Source organism: Methanosarcinales archaeon Met12, assembly GCA_002813105.2.
Taxonomy (GTDB): Archaea; Halobacteriota; UBA148; order UBA148; family JAJOKI01; genus JAJOKI01.
This window is the reverse complement of the sequence record CP017966.2, coordinates 750,767-765,432: the sequence shown is the minus strand read 5'-3', so window position 1 is coordinate 765,432 and position 14,666 is coordinate 750,767. Positions and strand designations below refer to the sequence as shown.

Annotated in this window: 22 protein-coding genes, 4 tRNA genes and 1 pseudogene; 11 read left to right on the top strand and 16 right to left on the bottom strand. The window is 44.9% G+C overall.

Annotation, left to right across the window (positions count from 1 at the left end):
* Position 1: 1 nt before the first annotated feature.
* Positions 2 to 1,570 (bottom strand): ATP-binding protein, encoded by a 1,569-nt coding sequence (locus tag BME93_04910; protein ATZ61414.2) that lies wholly within the window; start codon positions 1,568 to 1,570, stop codon positions 2 to 4.
* Between the two features lie 28 nt (positions 1,571 to 1,598).
* A complete protein-coding gene (gene dph5 / locus BME93_04905) occupies positions 1,599 to 2,381 on the bottom strand; it encodes a diphthine synthase (GenBank protein ID ATZ61413.2) in 783 nt (260 codons plus the stop codon).
* A 428-nt stretch (positions 2,382 to 2,809) separates the two neighbouring features.
* Between dph5 and BME93_04900 the strand changes: the two genes are divergently transcribed.
* A complete protein-coding gene (locus tag BME93_04900) occupies positions 2,810 to 3,256 on the top strand; it encodes a hypothetical protein (protein ID ATZ61412.2) in 447 nt (148 codons plus the stop codon).
* Between the two features lie 48 nt (positions 3,257 to 3,304).
* Positions 3,305 to 4,285 (top strand): class I SAM-dependent methyltransferase family protein, encoded by a 981-nt coding sequence (locus BME93_04895; GenBank protein ID ATZ61411.2) that lies wholly within the window; start codon positions 3,305 to 3,307, stop codon positions 4,283 to 4,285.
* Positions 4,286 to 4,310: 25 nt separating this feature from the next.
* Here the strand turns inward: BME93_04895 and BME93_04890 are convergent, their stop codons facing one another.
* Positions 4,311 to 4,598, bottom strand: a complete 288-nt coding sequence (locus tag BME93_04890) for a DUF5615 family PIN-like protein (protein ATZ61410.2) — start codon at positions 4,596 to 4,598, stop codon at positions 4,311 to 4,313.
* A 171-nt stretch (positions 4,599 to 4,769) separates the two neighbouring features.
* Here BME93_04890 and BME93_04885 point away from each other — a divergent pair.
* The 4 genes from BME93_04885 to deoC all read left to right on the top strand — a co-directional run bounded on the left by BME93_04885 (position 4,770) and on the right by deoC (position 6,507).
* A tRNA-Thr gene (locus BME93_04885) sits at positions 4,770 to 4,843 on the top strand.
* Between the two features lie 29 nt (positions 4,844 to 4,872).
* Positions 4,873 to 5,031, top strand: coding sequence for a hypothetical protein (locus tag BME93_04880; GenBank protein ATZ61408.2), 159 nt, complete (start codon positions 4,873 to 4,875; stop codon positions 5,029 to 5,031).
* A 68-nt stretch (positions 5,032 to 5,099) separates the two neighbouring features.
* Positions 5,100 to 5,215 (top strand) — tRNA-Leu (locus BME93_04875).
* A 23-nt stretch (positions 5,216 to 5,238) separates the two neighbouring features.
* Positions 5,239 to 6,507: a deoxyribose-phosphate aldolase gene (gene deoC, locus BME93_04870; protein ID ATZ61407.2), complete on the top strand. Its 1,269-nt coding sequence runs from the start codon at positions 5,239 to 5,241 to the stop codon at positions 6,505 to 6,507.
* Here deoC and BME93_04865 read toward each other — a convergent pair.
* Entirely contained in the window at positions 6,423 to 6,752 is a 330-nt protein-coding gene (locus tag BME93_04865; GenBank protein ATZ61406.2) for a hypothetical protein, read from the bottom strand. The two genes, deoC and BME93_04865, sit on opposite strands and share 85 nt — an antisense overlap.
* 189 nt (positions 6,753 to 6,941) lie before the next feature.
* Between BME93_04865 and BME93_04860 the strand changes: the two genes are divergently transcribed.
* Entirely contained in the window at positions 6,942 to 7,295 is a 354-nt protein-coding gene (locus tag BME93_04860; GenBank protein ATZ61405.2) for a heat-shock protein, read from the top strand.
* Positions 7,296 to 7,320: 25 nt separating this feature from the next.
* Here the strand turns inward: BME93_04860 and BME93_04855 are convergent, their stop codons facing one another.
* Positions 7,321 to 7,755, bottom strand: a complete 435-nt coding sequence (locus BME93_04855; protein ATZ61404.2) for a DUF371 domain-containing protein — start codon at positions 7,753 to 7,755, stop codon at positions 7,321 to 7,323.
* Between the two features lie 43 nt (positions 7,756 to 7,798).
* Here BME93_04855 and BME93_04850 point away from each other — a divergent pair, with 43 nt between their 5' ends.
* The 4 genes and pseudogenes from BME93_04850 to BME93_04835 all read left to right on the top strand — a co-directional run bounded on the left by BME93_04850 (position 7,799) and on the right by BME93_04835 (position 9,580).
* On the top strand, positions 7,799 to 8,380 hold the full coding sequence (locus tag BME93_04850) for an HVO_0476 family zinc finger protein (GenBank protein ATZ61814.2): 582 nt from the start codon (positions 7,799 to 7,801) through the stop codon (positions 8,378 to 8,380).
* A gap of 45 nt (positions 8,381 to 8,425) precedes the next feature.
* Positions 8,426 to 8,790, top strand: a tRNA-Ile gene (locus BME93_04845).
* A gap of 32 nt (positions 8,791 to 8,822) precedes the next feature.
* Positions 8,823 to 8,943, top strand: a tRNA-Glu gene (locus tag BME93_04840).
* A gap of 49 nt (positions 8,944 to 8,992) precedes the next feature.
* Positions 8,993 to 9,580: pseudogene (locus tag BME93_04835) on the top strand (RlmE family RNA methyltransferase).
* Here BME93_04835 and BME93_04830 read toward each other — a convergent pair.
* The 11 genes from BME93_04830 to BME93_04780 all read right to left on the bottom strand — a co-directional run bounded on the left by BME93_04830 (position 9,552) and on the right by BME93_04780 (position 14,571).
* The gene (locus BME93_04830; GenBank protein ATZ61402.2) at positions 9,552 to 10,676 is read right to left on the bottom strand and encodes a tRNA (guanine(10)-N(2))-dimethyltransferase; all 1,125 of its coding nucleotides are present in this window, start codon (positions 10,674 to 10,676) and stop codon (positions 9,552 to 9,554) included. The pseudogene BME93_04835 and the gene BME93_04830 overlap by 29 nt on opposite strands.
* Positions 10,677 to 10,680: 4 nt before the next feature.
* On the bottom strand, positions 10,681 to 11,043 hold the full coding sequence (locus BME93_04825) for a type II toxin-antitoxin system VapC family toxin (GenBank protein ID ATZ61401.2): 363 nt from the start codon (positions 11,041 to 11,043) through the stop codon (positions 10,681 to 10,683).
* On the bottom strand, positions 11,030 to 11,227 hold the full coding sequence (locus BME93_04820) for a hypothetical protein (protein ATZ61400.2): 198 nt from the start codon (positions 11,225 to 11,227) through the stop codon (positions 11,030 to 11,032). The genes BME93_04825 and BME93_04820 overlap by 14 nt, the downstream gene beginning before the upstream one ends.
* Positions 11,228 to 11,271: 44 nt before the next feature.
* Complete coding sequence (locus BME93_04815; GenBank protein ID ATZ61399.2) at positions 11,272 to 11,775, bottom strand: NTPase; 504 nt, start codon at positions 11,773 to 11,775, stop codon at positions 11,272 to 11,274.
* 56 nt (positions 11,776 to 11,831) lie between these two features.
* Positions 11,832 to 12,149, bottom strand: coding sequence for a hypothetical protein (locus BME93_04810; protein ID ATZ61398.2), 318 nt, complete (start codon positions 12,147 to 12,149; stop codon positions 11,832 to 11,834).
* Positions 12,150 to 12,226: 77 nt separating this feature from the next.
* Positions 12,227 to 12,628 carry a PIN domain-containing protein gene (locus BME93_04805; protein WRQ72884.1) on the bottom strand — a complete coding sequence of 134 codons (402 nt, stop codon included), beginning with the start codon at positions 12,626 to 12,628 and terminating at the stop codon, positions 12,227 to 12,229.
* On the bottom strand, positions 12,625 to 12,891 hold the full coding sequence (locus BME93_04800) for a hypothetical protein (GenBank protein ATZ61397.2): 267 nt from the start codon (positions 12,889 to 12,891) through the stop codon (positions 12,625 to 12,627). The genes BME93_04805 and BME93_04800 overlap by 4 nt, the downstream gene beginning before the upstream one ends.
* Positions 12,892 to 13,046: 155 nt before the next feature.
* Positions 13,047 to 13,469: a type II toxin-antitoxin system VapC family toxin gene (locus BME93_04795; GenBank protein ATZ61811.2), complete on the bottom strand. Its 423-nt coding sequence runs from the start codon at positions 13,467 to 13,469 to the stop codon at positions 13,047 to 13,049.
* 1 nt (position 13,470) lies between these two features.
* Positions 13,471 to 13,683 carry a hypothetical protein gene (locus BME93_04790; protein ID ATZ61810.2) on the bottom strand — a complete coding sequence of 71 codons (213 nt, stop codon included), beginning with the start codon at positions 13,681 to 13,683 and terminating at the stop codon, positions 13,471 to 13,473.
* A 238-nt stretch (positions 13,684 to 13,921) separates the two neighbouring features.
* Positions 13,922 to 14,320 carry a type II toxin-antitoxin system VapC family toxin gene (locus BME93_04785; GenBank protein ATZ61396.2) on the bottom strand — a complete coding sequence of 133 codons (399 nt, stop codon included), beginning with the start codon at positions 14,318 to 14,320 and terminating at the stop codon, positions 13,922 to 13,924.
* Positions 14,317 to 14,571 carry an AbrB/MazE/SpoVT family DNA-binding domain-containing protein gene (locus BME93_04780; protein ID ATZ61395.2) on the bottom strand — a complete coding sequence of 85 codons (255 nt, stop codon included), beginning with the start codon at positions 14,569 to 14,571 and terminating at the stop codon, positions 14,317 to 14,319. The genes BME93_04785 and BME93_04780 overlap by 4 nt, the downstream gene beginning before the upstream one ends.
* Positions 14,572 to 14,666 lie beyond the last annotated feature (95 nt).

Here is a 14,666-nt window from a genome sequence, read left to right as displayed (position 1 = left end):
CTTATCTATTTTCGCCCCCGAACACCTTTCTGAAGAAGGTATCATTGGCACTCTTTTTCTCGGTATCACAGGTTGAACCTCTGTGAGTGGCGCCTATAATTCCAGGCGATTCACTGCTGCCATGTTGACTTTTTCTGACCCGTATATCTACGAGGACCGGGCGTTCGATGTCATTGTTGACCAACAGCGCCACTCCCGGCGGCAACCTCTTCACTTCTTCCTCCAGTTCAGAGCTAAATCCCTCGATACTTTTGCCAATCGCCCGCAGGTCATTGGGATTTGTCACCTTCATGATAATCTGCGTGTTACACTGAGACAGGACGTTCTTATCGATCCGTGCAGGTCGTTGAGACACTACCAGCAACCCCAGGCCGAATTTTCGTCCCTCTGATGCTATCGTCCGAAGAATGTCAGTTGATGCTGCTTTGCTATACCCTCTTTCTGGACAGAATCTGTGTGCCTCTTCAACGATGAGCATGGCGGGCGGGATCTTGCCTCTTTTTCTCTCTTCAAACAAGTCCATACAGAGACGAGCTACGATGATGCCCTGCAATTCTGGCACCACGCCCTTCATATCTATCACCGAAGCAGAACCTTTTTGTATCAATTCATCTATCGTCGTAGGATTGCTTGATAGTATAGCAGTTTCACGGAGCGCCTCCAGCGCACTGATTACGCCCCATTTTGCCCCACTCTTGCTATTGGCGATTGCACCTATAATGTCGTCGATTGTGTATAGCTCCTTTTTATCTTTCGCCTTATTGATGGCTTGATATAGGACACCCATTTGAGTATTGGTCAAATCGCCGGGAAGCATCTGTGCCAAATCCATGGCGCTCAGGTTAATTTCATCCAATCGAAACACTTTATCTGCATCTGGATTCAATGTAAGACTCGCAGGCGTGTATACTGTCACCTGTGAGCCATATCCTCGTGGATTGATGCCAAACCTTGCCATTAGACTTTGTTGTTTCCTATCACTGTTCAAATATTTCAGGGAGACATATTCACCATGTGGGTCTATAATCAAAAGCGGCACATCATGCTCTAACAACTCCTCAATTATGACTCCCGTGGTATATGACTTTCCGCTACCGGTCCTGGCTAAAATACTGCAATGGGTTCGCACCAATTTGTCTACATCGAGATAGACTGCCACGTCACATCCTTCTAACAAACCAATATATGCACCATCATGTCCGATGCCAAGCACCGACCCTATCATCTCCTTGTCCGCCTCGTACACGTTATCTCCTGGACTGAAGGGCGTTTTGGGGGAACGAAGCAATCCCTGCCGATCCCTCGACCCGATCACGTTCGCCTTTGCGACTATCTTTTCATCCGTGTCATAGATTTTTGCACCATCTGTGGCGCTTATCGCACCATTTAGAGAATATGCATCGCTGGATTTGGTGATGGATACTATCTGCGCAAGCACCCATCCATCGGATTCATGCCATACCTTCACGTAGTCTGACCTTTTTACTGCCTGACTGTCTGCGACGGCGAATTTGAACTCAAGCGAGCCCGTTTCTCCAAATACCACTCCAATCGAATTTCTGGCCATCATTTCTCCTAACAGGTTCTCTCTATACTCTCTATAATATCTCCTTCTCTATCTCGTTAGGTGCGTCGGCAAGCTTTATGAGCGCTTCCGCTTCAATGAAATGCAAACCCCCTACAATCACCAGGGTATGGAGGGGGAGCCCAAAGTCATATTTTTGCAGGTGCTCTATGTAATCCGCTTTAACCACTGGACTTTCCGAGCCGGCCCTCGCAACCCCTACTGCAACGCCTTTTAGGACATCTTCTTTTCTGCGCCTTTCAATCCTGAAGAGCAGTTCGATCGCCTGGTTTATCGTCATATATCTTTCCGCAATATCCAGGAATAACAATGTATGTAAATTATGTTCTTTATTGACTTTAATCGTATCGTAAGGGTATTCCGATACGTGCCTCTTGTACGGGAACGCAATAGTGGCTGATTTGCCGAACCGATAATTTTGTAGCCCTGTCAGTCCACATACTGCAGAATATATCGACGGTCCATGAATGACTCGCGTTTGGATTCCCTGCTCCATCGCTCTAAGCCTCAGGTCTATATGAGTGGTAGATATCATCGAATCTCCGCCCGTCAAGAAGACCACGTTTTGATTTTTCACATTGGACAATATATCATCCGCGCCCTCCTCGACATCTCTTCGGCTGAGAAGATGTATCTTTTTCCCATACAGTCGCTCCATCTTGTCCAGAGTAGTTCCCATCAGTTTGGATGTGTAGAACTCCGCCAGGACGAGGTCTGCGTTCTTGATGGCTTCAAGGCCCTTTAGGGTTATATCCGCTTCATCATACAATCCTATACCGACAAATGTTATAGGCATTTCACTTGTTCACCACATTTGTTAATGAGCGCGCATAATATCTCGATTTTTTTGCTAATAACCTTTTTATGGACGTATGATTACTTAAACTATGTGAACAACAGTATTAAAGACAAAAAAGGCAACCCCCTCGTTTCCCATGGAAAAAGGAGACACTCACTCAGAAAAGTATTCACATTAATCACACAATTGGGGTGATGTGAATCAAAAAATAAGCAGTTATAGCGGCTTTTAACGTTAAAGATGGGCATTTTTAGTATAGAATTGGTCATCTACTCATCTTCACCCTTCATTTCGACTGAAAGTTTATATAGTAGTTGTTAACTATTATTCACATGTTGTTCACAACAGTGTTTCACACGAAATTGAACACACCATCTTAGAGGGAATCTGGAGGGGATGGGGCACCTAGCCAACTGGGAGGCGGCATGATGAAGGTAAGTTTGGAGATAGTGGATGACGAAGGTGTAAAAACCAACGTGACCTTCGAGGGCGATTTCGCGAAAGAGCGCCTAATCCAATTGATCGAAGCTCTTGATTTCCAACCTACACCCAGACCTTCGTCACGCTCGCCCTCTCAAGGACCTGCACGTGACCTTATCAACGAGGCGCTGACGGCAAAGGATCGATTGAAGTTCTTTTTGAGGTATGAATATCCAAATATCTGGTTCAAATCAGTCGAGGTTAAAGAGCGCTATGGACTCACATATGGACATATGCCCCTGAGTACAATATCTACTTACCTGGGCCGGATGTATCGCGAGGGCATCCTGGAACGGAGGGGGACCAGGGCACAGCGAGAGTATCGGTATATCTCGATGGGAGCGGAAGAGCACAAAATGCCACAAGACATGCGCTCCGCTTCTAGTTTATAGGCAGAGCTTATATTATTTGTTAACGCCATTTGTCTCTGAGGCTTTATCGTGATATCTCCTTGTGTCAAGGTCATAAAATCAAGTGGCGAATCGGTTCGCAAAATGTTGATCGAACTTGGAGCTGTAGACCGGACTCTTAAAATCAAAGCAGATGAGCGGTTTTTGTATATACCAGTGCAAAACCAAGAGCTTGTCCCTTCCACCATGGAAATCACGACTGGAGATTTCAAAAAGATGAAAAAACCCAGGACGCTCGAGGAGATTTTGGGGTTTGCGCCTGCTTTTGATGTCATCGGTGATATCGCAATACTCGATACTGAAGCGAGTCGAAACGCAGAGGAGATTGCCAGGGCGATCCTCGCCGTGCACAAGAACGTGAGGACGGTTTTAAGCGCGGTCACGCCAGTAACAGGCGAATTTCGAGTCCGCAAATTTCGAGTAATCGCAGGTGAATCCAGGACCAATACCACCTACAAAGAGCATGGTTGCCGATATTTAGTGGACCTCCAGCGCGCATATTTTAATCCGCGACTCTCCACGGAGCGGGCACGTATTGCCGAACAGATACGCCACGATGAAACGGCCATAGATATGTTTGCCGGAGTCGGTTCCTTCTCGATTTTAATCGCCAAGCGCGCGAAACAGGTAATCGCCATCGACATCAATCCGGATGCGATCAAGTTTTTGCGAGAGAACGTACATCTCAATTCAGTGACGAATGTCGAGGCAATACAAGGAGATGTACGCGATGTGGCTGCATGCTTGAAAGGGCGCGCAGATCGTATCATCATGAACCTGCCACATAGCGCACACGAATACCTGAATGAAGCACTTATTATGTTAAAACATGGAGGGACGATTCATTACTATGACATCGGGCACGAGGATGAGTTGTTTGATGGCGCCATTGAGGCAATCCGAAATGCCGCGGCGCTTCACCGCAGGAACATTGAGATTCTTAATAGGAAAAAGGTGAAATCATATGCTCCCCGCCAATACTACATCTGCGTGGATGTTCGAGTATCTTAATTGGTTTTGTTGTATCCATAATTCATCAAAACTGTTTTAATTTTTCAACAACTATTTTGAAAATCTCATCATTATCAAGAAGGATGTATGGTAGATTATTTTCTTTACACGCCATTCCGTTTTCTGTATCCCTTGTAACTAAAATCATGCTATTTTCACGAGCATAATTGATTATGGAGTAATCGGTGTGTAGTTTTTTTCCTTCTGACCTCAGTTTTTTAACACTAAAGGCATCATACCCTATTTTTCTAAGTTTATCATCCATGCCATCATCCATTTCATCAACAAGAATTTTCAATTTATCATTAGACATGCTATTTCGACCTTATGTAACCCCTCTATCTGAACGAGCATAAACGTTCCCCTGAATGTCACAGATGGAACGCCGAGCGTATTTTATATGTAAAATGAGTTATCAAGTTGAAATAGACCGACAATTACGCAATTCTTAAGTTTGTATATGGCAATATAACATTCCCACATTGCCGTCGTGGCTTAGTCCGGCAAAGCGGCTGATTCGTAATCAGCAGAGCGAGGGTTCAAATCCCTCCGACGGCTCTTATAAGAGGAGAAGGGGGGAAGGTATTATGGGAGAGGAAGAAAAGTTAATAGATGCTGACAAGTGGAAAAGCGAAAGATTGTGCCCTGAATGTGGCGCCATCTTGCGGGTAGAGCCCTTGGATATAGATATAAAGACTGGCGCTCCACGCAGCTACTGCCCTAAATGCGAGTATAATCGAGTATAGACACTAAGTGATGTTGCTAAAAATATAAGTAACTTCAGCGACTAACATAGGAGAATTGCAAATATGTTGCGGGGGTAGCCAAGCACGGTCAAATCCGAGATATAACCTTGTCTTGAAGACCAACGGCGATAGACTCAAGATCTATTCTCGCAGGAGTTCGTCGGTTCAAATCCGGCCCCCCGCACTTGGGTTGTATATGAGGATAAAATGAGCATCTCAAAAGAGAAACTAGCAGGGATGATCGATCATACCCTTTTAAAGCCTGATGCAACAGTTGAAGATATCAAAAGACTTTGCGCCGAGGCGAAAAAATATCATTTCGCATCCGTCTGCGTCAATCCAGCCTATGTTAAGTTGGCGGCGGACATGCTAAAAGGAACTGGTATCAAGGTATGCACAGTGATAGGCTTCCCGCTGGGCGCAACCGCCCCAAGTGTCAAGGCGTTTGAGACGAAAAACGCGATTGTGAATGGGGCAGAAGAGATGGACATGGTGATGAACATCGGCGCATTGAAATCTGGTGATTATGAAGCAGTGAAACAAGATATAAATACGGTTGTGGATGCCGCAGGAGATGCGATAGTAAAAGTCATCATCGAAACAGGACTTTTGACGGACGAGGAGAAAATAAAGGCCTGCCAGCTTGCCAGAGAATCTGGTGCTGATTTCGTGAAGACCTCCACAGGCTTTGGTTTTAGGGGGGCAACCGTTCGCGATGTTAAATTAATGCGAAGGGTCGTAGGTGAGGATATGGGAATAAAGGCATCGGGCGGGATCCGCACATATGAAGATGCGGTCGCACTTGTCAAGGCAGGGGCCACAAGGATTGGGACGAGCACAGGAGTTGCAATCGTCTCTGGTGAGAACTATGTGGGGCGCAAATTCGAGACCGTTTTCGTTGGAAAGAGCGTGTCGCATCGGGAAAAACGTAATATCATTGAGGTTGGCAGAAAACTAAAGTCAATGCATCTGACAGAGAGTTCCTCTGGTAACCTGAGCGTGAAGGTCGATGATGGTATTTTGATAACCGCCGGGGAAGCGTCCTTGGGCGACCTAAAAGAAGAGGACATAGTCCTACTCAAGGCATACGATTCTGAAAGGAACATCGCCAATGTCATCGGTTCTAAGGAGCCGAGCTCAGAGACGCCATTGCACTATCTGATTTATCGACAGTTCGGATGCAGCGCCATCATACACGTACATGACGATTCACTGTTGGCGCGTCGGAAAGAATTGGGTCTTCCGCTGGCTGCATATGCGCCATATGGCACCCTGGAGCTGGCTCAGAACGCTCTGATCGCCCTCCAAAATGGCAATCTCATAGCGATGGAAAAACATGGCATACTATCAATCGGAAAGAATTTAGAAGAGGCGTTGTCAAAACTAATGCATCATCCAAATGCTATTAAGACTGTAGCGAGGAAGAACGCCACAACAGTAGATATTATGAACAGAACGAACAGCAATGGCTTTTGAAGCGATAAAACCTCCACCCAGGATGTCGTTTTTAAATCTACCCACTCTTCCTCATACCATTTTTTCTGCCTTCTTATGAAACAAACTGGCGGTTTAAATGCCGAGATGGCAGTGGGAACGTCTTCTATGCAGGTCTCACCTGACGCCACACATACTACTTTATAGGGACACTTCGAAGAGCGGTGCCTTATCACCTGCCCCATTATATCCTTAGTTACCTCGTTTATCTTCCTTCTCTTGGCCATTCCACTTTCTCCACAGTAACTATTTAGTTGTAACAGTGATTGTATCCTAATGGATATAGGCTTATTTGTTGTGTAGACTGCGACACTTATAAATCATGATAGTTATTTAGTATATTTATAGGAGGTATACCAATTCAAGTCAATTACTTTATCGAGGCGTTAATAGCTTCTGTCGTAGTGGCACTGGTAATGCTTGGAATTGTATTTGGAGTCATATATATAGTTGAGTTTGAGAGTCCAATTCATCCCGCCATCATGTTGATGATTGGCGCCATCTCCTTCATACTCGGCTCGGCATTCTTTGATACAAGAGGGGCAGGTCAGGCTCTTTCACTGGTTGGAGGGGGAGTCATCGCAGTTTCATCGACATTTGTAATTACGGCTGTATTTGGCGGAATTCGGTACGGTCTCGATGGCAGGCTCCAGGGGTGGGAGTGGGAAACGCTGGTTTCCATGTTAGCGGTTTGCATGATAGCGAGCGTGATCATCCTGAAATTCATATTGCCGCCCCAGTCCCGGCATTCACGTCGAAGGCCAATCTGATATAGCATTTATATTGAATCAGCTGTCAGTGTCGCCCCGGTCTGATCGCGATTAGTTCTATTCTTATCTCCACGTCTTTCAATTGAATCGCTCTTACAAAATTTCGGTCGAACCGAAGTGCTGATTTGTCAGCATTGACCATCAGCGTTCTGGGACACGTATACGAGCTCACTCGCCCGACCAGGTCTTCTGAATGTTCGAACGTTAAGTCTGGATGTCCGTGCCCGATTATTCGTTCGTGCAACTCGCCCGCGAAAAAGTCTACTACAATTCGAGTATCTGGTTGACTTGCCGCCTGTTTAAATCGTATGGAAAGGTCGTTCGCGCCTTTGTCCGCTGATACCGCCACGATACAATCTCCCGCCCCCATAATATGTACATCCTTCGTTATCTCAAACGTGGTCCGATGTCTAGCCGTAATGCTCGGATGCCCTAACGCATGAATGATCTCTTTGACCACAACTAATTATTTGTATCTAATTGTCCTTATGTATTGTGATTTCATGCAGATAGAGGTAATATGCCCAACATGCTCGCCCGAACATCCTGTGAGCCACCATATATTAAAGAAGGATTTGGTTAAGTGCGATGCTTGTGAAACCACCCATATGGCCTCCCCATCAGCGCCTCAAAATATATCGATAAAGGTTGTCATATCAAAACACGATACGTCCGCAGTACAAAAGATAGAGCTATTAGGTCAGAACGAGGTGACGATCGGTGACGAGTTCATAATCGATGAAGACGATAAACCAAGCGTGGTACAGGTCACGTCCATTGAGTTGCCAGGGAATAAAAGAGTCAGATGCGCTAATGCAGAGTCGATCAAAACGATTTGGGCAAAGGTTGTCGACGAAGTGGTGGTGAAAATATCTCTGCAATCCGGTAAGCGTACCGAACCAATCGACCTGCCTGTTCCAGGAGAGCGAGAGTTTGTGGTCGGAAACGTCGAGCATTTCAACAAAAATTACTTCAAAATAATGACGATCAAAGTGCGAGATGGCGCGCTGCTCAGGAAAACAGGCAAAAGCGCCAAAGCCAGATATATAAGGCGAATGTTTGCTCGTTTAGAAAAATCGACATAGAACTGGCTTAGGTTTAAGTGATGGAAGAATATATTTTGGTCTCACGGGCCCGTAGCTTAGTCTGGTTAGAGCGCTCGGCTCATAACCAAACTTTTTAATAAAAAGTTTGAACAAAAACGTCCTACATTCGCTCACATATGCTCGCTCAGTAGGACCAAACATAAAGAGATATGATCAACCTGCTCACCGCTCTGCAGTGAGAGGGTCTCTACGAAGTAGAGACTCCTGTTTGCAGGTTGGAACGGCGCGACTCGTTGAAGCAGAGCGAAAACGGGTCAAATGATCAACCTGTTTGCAGGTTGGAACGGCGCGACTCGTTGAAGCGGAGCGAAAACGGGTCAAATGATCAACCTGTTTGCAGGTTGGTGGGAGACACCGAGCGGTCATGCGTTCAAATCGCATCGGGCCCATAGGTTCACCGATAAAATATATCAAAACCTTTGCTCCGGTAGTGTAGTCCGGCCAATCATTCCGGCCTTTCGAGCAACCTTTTTGCAAGCAAAAAGCTTGACCAAAAAGGGCGAAGAAAGCCGAAGACTCGGGTTCAAATCCCGACCGGAGCATGATGAACTCCATAAACTTAAAATCACCATAGTTACACTTATTTAATCTATGCCGCGCCGTAAAGACCATTTTTACCATAAAGCGAGAAGAGATGGATATCGATCCAGGGCTTCGTACAAACTCCAGCAGATCAATGATAAGTTCAAGCTAATCAAGAGGGGCGCTACAGTGGTCGATCTTGGTGCCGCTCCAGGGGGATGGCTCCAGGTTGCAAAGGAGGTATCTGGCGGTTTTGTCCTGGGCATCGATATCCAAAAAATCGCCCCCCTCGAAGGAGTGGAAACTCTCGGGGGAGACGTGACCAACCCTGCCATGATTGAAAAAATCAAGGGGATTATCGAGAAGACAGGCGGCGCAGATGTGGTCATCTCTGATATGGCGCCAAACCTCTCAGGCAACTGGAGTCTGGACCATGCACGCTCTATCGACTTATCCAATTCTGCGTTGAATATTGCCGTAGAGATACTCAAACCTGGTGGAAATTTTGTGGTGAAGGTATTTCAAGGCGACATGTTCTCGGACTTCTTTAATGATGTCAGGAAATATTTCGGCTTTGTAAAACCATATACCCCGCTGGCATCCAGGAAGGAGAGTGCTGAGATATATATCATCTGCAAAGGATTCTTTCGATCTCCTCCAGCGGGGCATTCGTCTTGAATGACGTGCCTGAAAAATGAGTCCTCGATGCCTTAAAACCAGCATCGCATAATGCAGATATCGTCGACCCTATCGGCGGTGGATTGATTTTCAGTTTTTTGCACATCACGTGTTGGTCATAAAAAGTGGGAATCTCCTGTTCTTCAGCGCACAATCGCACGAGTTTTATCGCTGTTTGTCGTGTGCCCAATTTCCTATGCTCAAGTTCACGTAGAACCATGTCACAAAATTTTTTGTCGTGTAAGTTCCCCAGCCAGAGAGGGCCTGCCAGTGGTATGTGCTCAGCGCAAGAAGGACACTTTTCTGGCATGGAAACCGTTAAGCCATACTTCCAACTTCTAAAGCCGCAGCCAAAACAATGGCATATAAAACCCACTTGCTTCATCATTTCATTTGACTTTGCGGCGCCCTTTTCCACAGCCAAATAAACTCTAACATAGTGCTCCATGGCATAGGATAATAAAGGCGACATCGATTTGTCATATCTCGCCAGATTTCTGGCAATTGCACTCAGAAGGATGCGTACGCCCATCTCTGGATGATATTCCGTCTTGAGGGGGATGGCACCATATTTTCGGATGCCTGATGCCTTGTGGGCGCCACACAAAGGTGCCGTGTCCGTAGCAGTTATGCAGAGCATTTTTTTCACCGAACGGCAGGCAGAATCTAAAAATGGTATCGGAGTGCCAAACGGGTCTACGTCTACTATATCAAAATGAGACTCAGATAGAAGTACGTTCGCATTTTTATTCTGCGCCATGGCATTCAACTGATTCTGTTCGATATTTCTCTTGATCAATTCATATGCCCTGGGGTTCCAGTCGTTTATTACTACTTTTTTAAAACCGACTTCATTCGCCATCCTCGTGCCCATAATACCCGTAGCTCCGAGCACGTCTATATATGTATCCTGCTTTCTGGCAAATGCCCCAACACATGCAACGCTGATATCCCTGTTCAATTCCATCTTTGGATTGTAGAATACTGATGCGCTGGATGGAGGATAGTTCACCTCTTTATCCAATATAGGGACCATGATTTTTGTGCTGCCTTCCTGAATTATCTCGGTTTGCATGGACTCAAATCATCATTGTGTTTGGTAAATCCTTAAAGTGTGCATCTCCAGTTATAAGCTTGCCTCTCTTGACCGATGCCGTTGCGTATATCAAGGCATCGATAGTATGCAATTTATACTCAATCTTCATATCTGCAGCCTTTAACGCAATCTCCTTGTCGATCGGTGTGATGACACTTCTATTTTCCATAAAATTAACCCTCTTACTAGGATCTCTTCCCTCCCTTAGATACTTCGCCTTGAACTCAGTAAGACAGACAGAAGGCGTATAAATTATCTCCACATCGTCGATGACTTTCTTTACTTTCATTCCACATTCAGTGCCGGCAAAGTACTCTATCCATGCAAAGGAGTCAAAGACCTTCATGCTCCTCCTCATCTCTAAGTCCTTCGGTGGTGAGCCAGGGGTCGATGCCGAACATGCTTTTTTTCGTCCTGAACAGGTTCTTTTCGAGAATCTTGTTGATGGTTTCGGATATCTTTCTTCTTCCGAATCTCTCAACCAATATCTCGTGTATTTCATCCTTTAGAATCACAGTAGTTTTCACCATAAAACATACACCGTAGATGTATTAGGAAGGGGTGATATTTAAACTTATGTTTTTAGTTTTTCGGTAATCTCGTAGACGATCCTGTCCCTATTCTCCTTGGTTATCTCCCTCACCTCAAACTCGGACCTAATGCGCTCCGCAAGGGAATGTCTTGACCGCTGATGCAATGTAACCAGCATGGGTTTGTTTGAGTTCAGCGCCATCTCCACAGCTCTGACAAATCTCTCGGACTTCAATTCCATCGGTCCTATCTCATCGATGACAATCCGCTCTGCGTCTATTGAGCATTCGATGGCCTTTGCGCCGATGTTGTCTAAATCTGCCAGGTTGACATGATATTTTCCAATCCTTGGACCTGCTCCATGAACATGTGCAAGCGTGCCAACCATGCCAGTCATCAAATCCATAATCTGAAATCCAATTCTATCGCCGTCTCTGATTTCTGAAGTGCTCATTCCTCCGACTCTGCAGCCCAGAGAATCTATGACTCTCCTACATATCGTGGTCTTTCCAATTCTTGGCGGACCTGTTATGGCAATTCTGTTCATCACTATTGTTTCATCATTCAAAAGGGATAAATCTTGTAAGCAATGGCGTATGGTGCCTAGAACCTAAGGAATTGCCTTACCCTGTCCCACAATTCAACCTTGTATTCTTTTCCAATCAAGCGGGCGGCCAGTTTCTTGAATTCGACGGCAGCAGGGGAATATGGAGCGTTCAACACGACAGGATTCATATCAGATATGCTCCTTCTGACATCAACATCTTCAGGGATGACAGCGACCACGGGTGCATCGCAAACAGAATCAACTTCAGCAATAGATGGTTCATATCCTCTGCCCATCACCCTGTTTAATATGATTCCTTTGACAGGGATGCCATTTTTCTCTGCCATTTTTATCATTTTTAGCGTGTTGTTCAACAATCAACTTAGCCCGTTTTTCCGCTCTTTTGCCCATCATCCTTTATGACATTGTCGTTTTAAGGCATTAAACGTTTTTATGGAATCACGTTTACATATCTGGTGAAATGGTCATCAAAACTGGCAATCGTATCAATCTTCTTGCTCAACATGAGCGCGACAGAAGTCGCATCGGTCATGCTAAACTTTCGTCTATCGTCTTCTCTGAGGATTTTCAGCCCTTCGCTAAAAAGGGCAGGCCCTATGAAAATGACATCTATGTCTGGAGCTGCCAAGATCCCCAGGATTTTTTCATGCACTCTTTTTGTCTCTATCTCCCTTCTAAGCAAAGTAGCTAACTCATCCAACACGTAATCGCTTGTGACCGGTCTGCCGTATCTCCCGCTCTTGATGTTATCCTCTTCATCCAATGCATTTTGGTGCATGTCATCGGTCTCTACGATATGGGCAAACCAAAAGGTGGTATCGATGAAAATCATGCCGATCTACCGTAGAGTTCTTCATCAACTTTCGTTGACTTGACCTTACCCATGCCTTTAACCGGAGTTACTATGTCCCAGACGCTCTTTTTCGATAACATCATCTCCTCGAACTCAGGAAAGTTGGCGATCATGTATTTCACCGACTTAGAGATCAGCTCATATAGCGGGATGTTCACTCCCTCAGACTTTAGATGAGCATGGATCTTTTTTATTTCACTCAGCTCAGCCGACTTCATTTTAACGCTTTTCAATTCTTGCATTTTACCACTGGTAGAATTCTCTACTTGTAGAATATTAAAACTTTCGGTACTGCCCAACGATCAACTTAACCCTTCCATTTGCTCTTTTAGTCATCTTTCACCCAAACCATTTTTTTCTCTCCCTGTCTTTTATGACTATAGAGTGGTTAAAGTTTTTATAACTCTAATTCTTCCCTAGGTGTTAAAGCTTCAATGACATTAGAAGCTCTTTCCTTCTGCTCCTCATCCAAGGTTATTAGTTTAGATTTGAACATGCAGCTAACCGCCACATAGATGGCATCACAGCCTCTTAGCTTGTTTTCAGCAGCAAATTTACATGATAGATTAGAGAGCTCAGCGTCGATGGGAATGAATATGAAGTTGGGTACTTCTCTCAATTCGGTAACAAATTTCAGAGATATTTTGGGGTTATTGGTACCTCTGGACACGGCAGATGCAACTTCTGGTAAAACAATCTCAGGAACGACGACCATTCTTTCGTCCATCCTGATCTTTTCCATCAATCTCTTACTAAATTCGTGGAATTTCTCCCCTTCGATAAATGAATTCACCATCACACTTGCATCGATGCAATACATCCTATCTCCTTGATTCGGAAATTAGTTTCCAACTCGGCTTTTTACTCGTCCAACCTTTACTAATGCTTTTTCCAAGTTTCTCAAGCTCCTTCCAGGCTTTTTCATCTTTTTTTTCTGTTTTGACGCCCAATGTCCTCCGCATAACCAAGACCTCTGCCTCTAGGGATTCAACTTTCGTTTTTAATCCTTGTATCTCCTCTATCTCAACCTTCATTTTTCCACCTTCCTATGTTCTAAGTGTGTTTTATTACTTAAATTGTTGAGTTAAGGACAAACTTGTCCATCTCTCTGAGACTTGGGTATTTCTCGGGATTCAGGATTGTTGTGATTTGTTCTGTAGAGGTGGCTCCATAAGAAAGTGAACTTAACACCAAGAATAATGCTAATCCAACGGCCAACTTAGTCCTTCTTTTGTCCATTCTTCTAGAGCTCAATTTTGTAAGCCCCCCAAGCTACTCAAAGACCAGGTCTAGAAATTCAACTTTTCCGAGATGTTTTTGGTCGTTCGAATATACCTCGCTAACGTCATGGGCTCTCATCACTGAGATATTCACTCCATCATTGAAATCGACACGATAGCTGTTCATGTAATAGCAGCCTTGGATCAAATTTTTCTCATCAATTCCCTTGACTCCCAACGTTTTATAAGAGAAGATTCTTTCTAGGGTTTCTTTTATCTTGTTTTGCTCACCCATCGCCTCTAATACCCATGCGACTTCTTGCAAGACCACCATCGATGTTATCGCCTGCTCGCCGTCCTCTATCCTCTGGAGTATTTTCTTTGCAACTCCGCCAAATTTTTTGTGAGCAGTAATGTGATAGATGAAGACGTTGGTGTCAACAAACCTCATTCGTGCTCCCTCAATAGCTTAGACCTGATGTGGCTCCTAGCGAATTGTTTCGGATGATCTATGACTCCTTTCACGCTTCCTTCCAGTGCCTTTGTGGGATTTTCATATTCCTTGACTGAAACCAGAACGAGCCTGTCGTCTTCATCCACAAATATCACTTCTTTACCGATCGTCAGCCCAAATTTATCTCTGATAGAAGACGGGATCGTCACCCTCCAGTCCGCTCTGATCTTTGTGGTTGCCATAGTCATCACCGACAATTAATAGTAAGAGCGGCATTATTTAAAGTTATCGACAAAATTCATGATGGTGCTATCTATTTTCAGCGTTAGCCATTTCTTGCTTT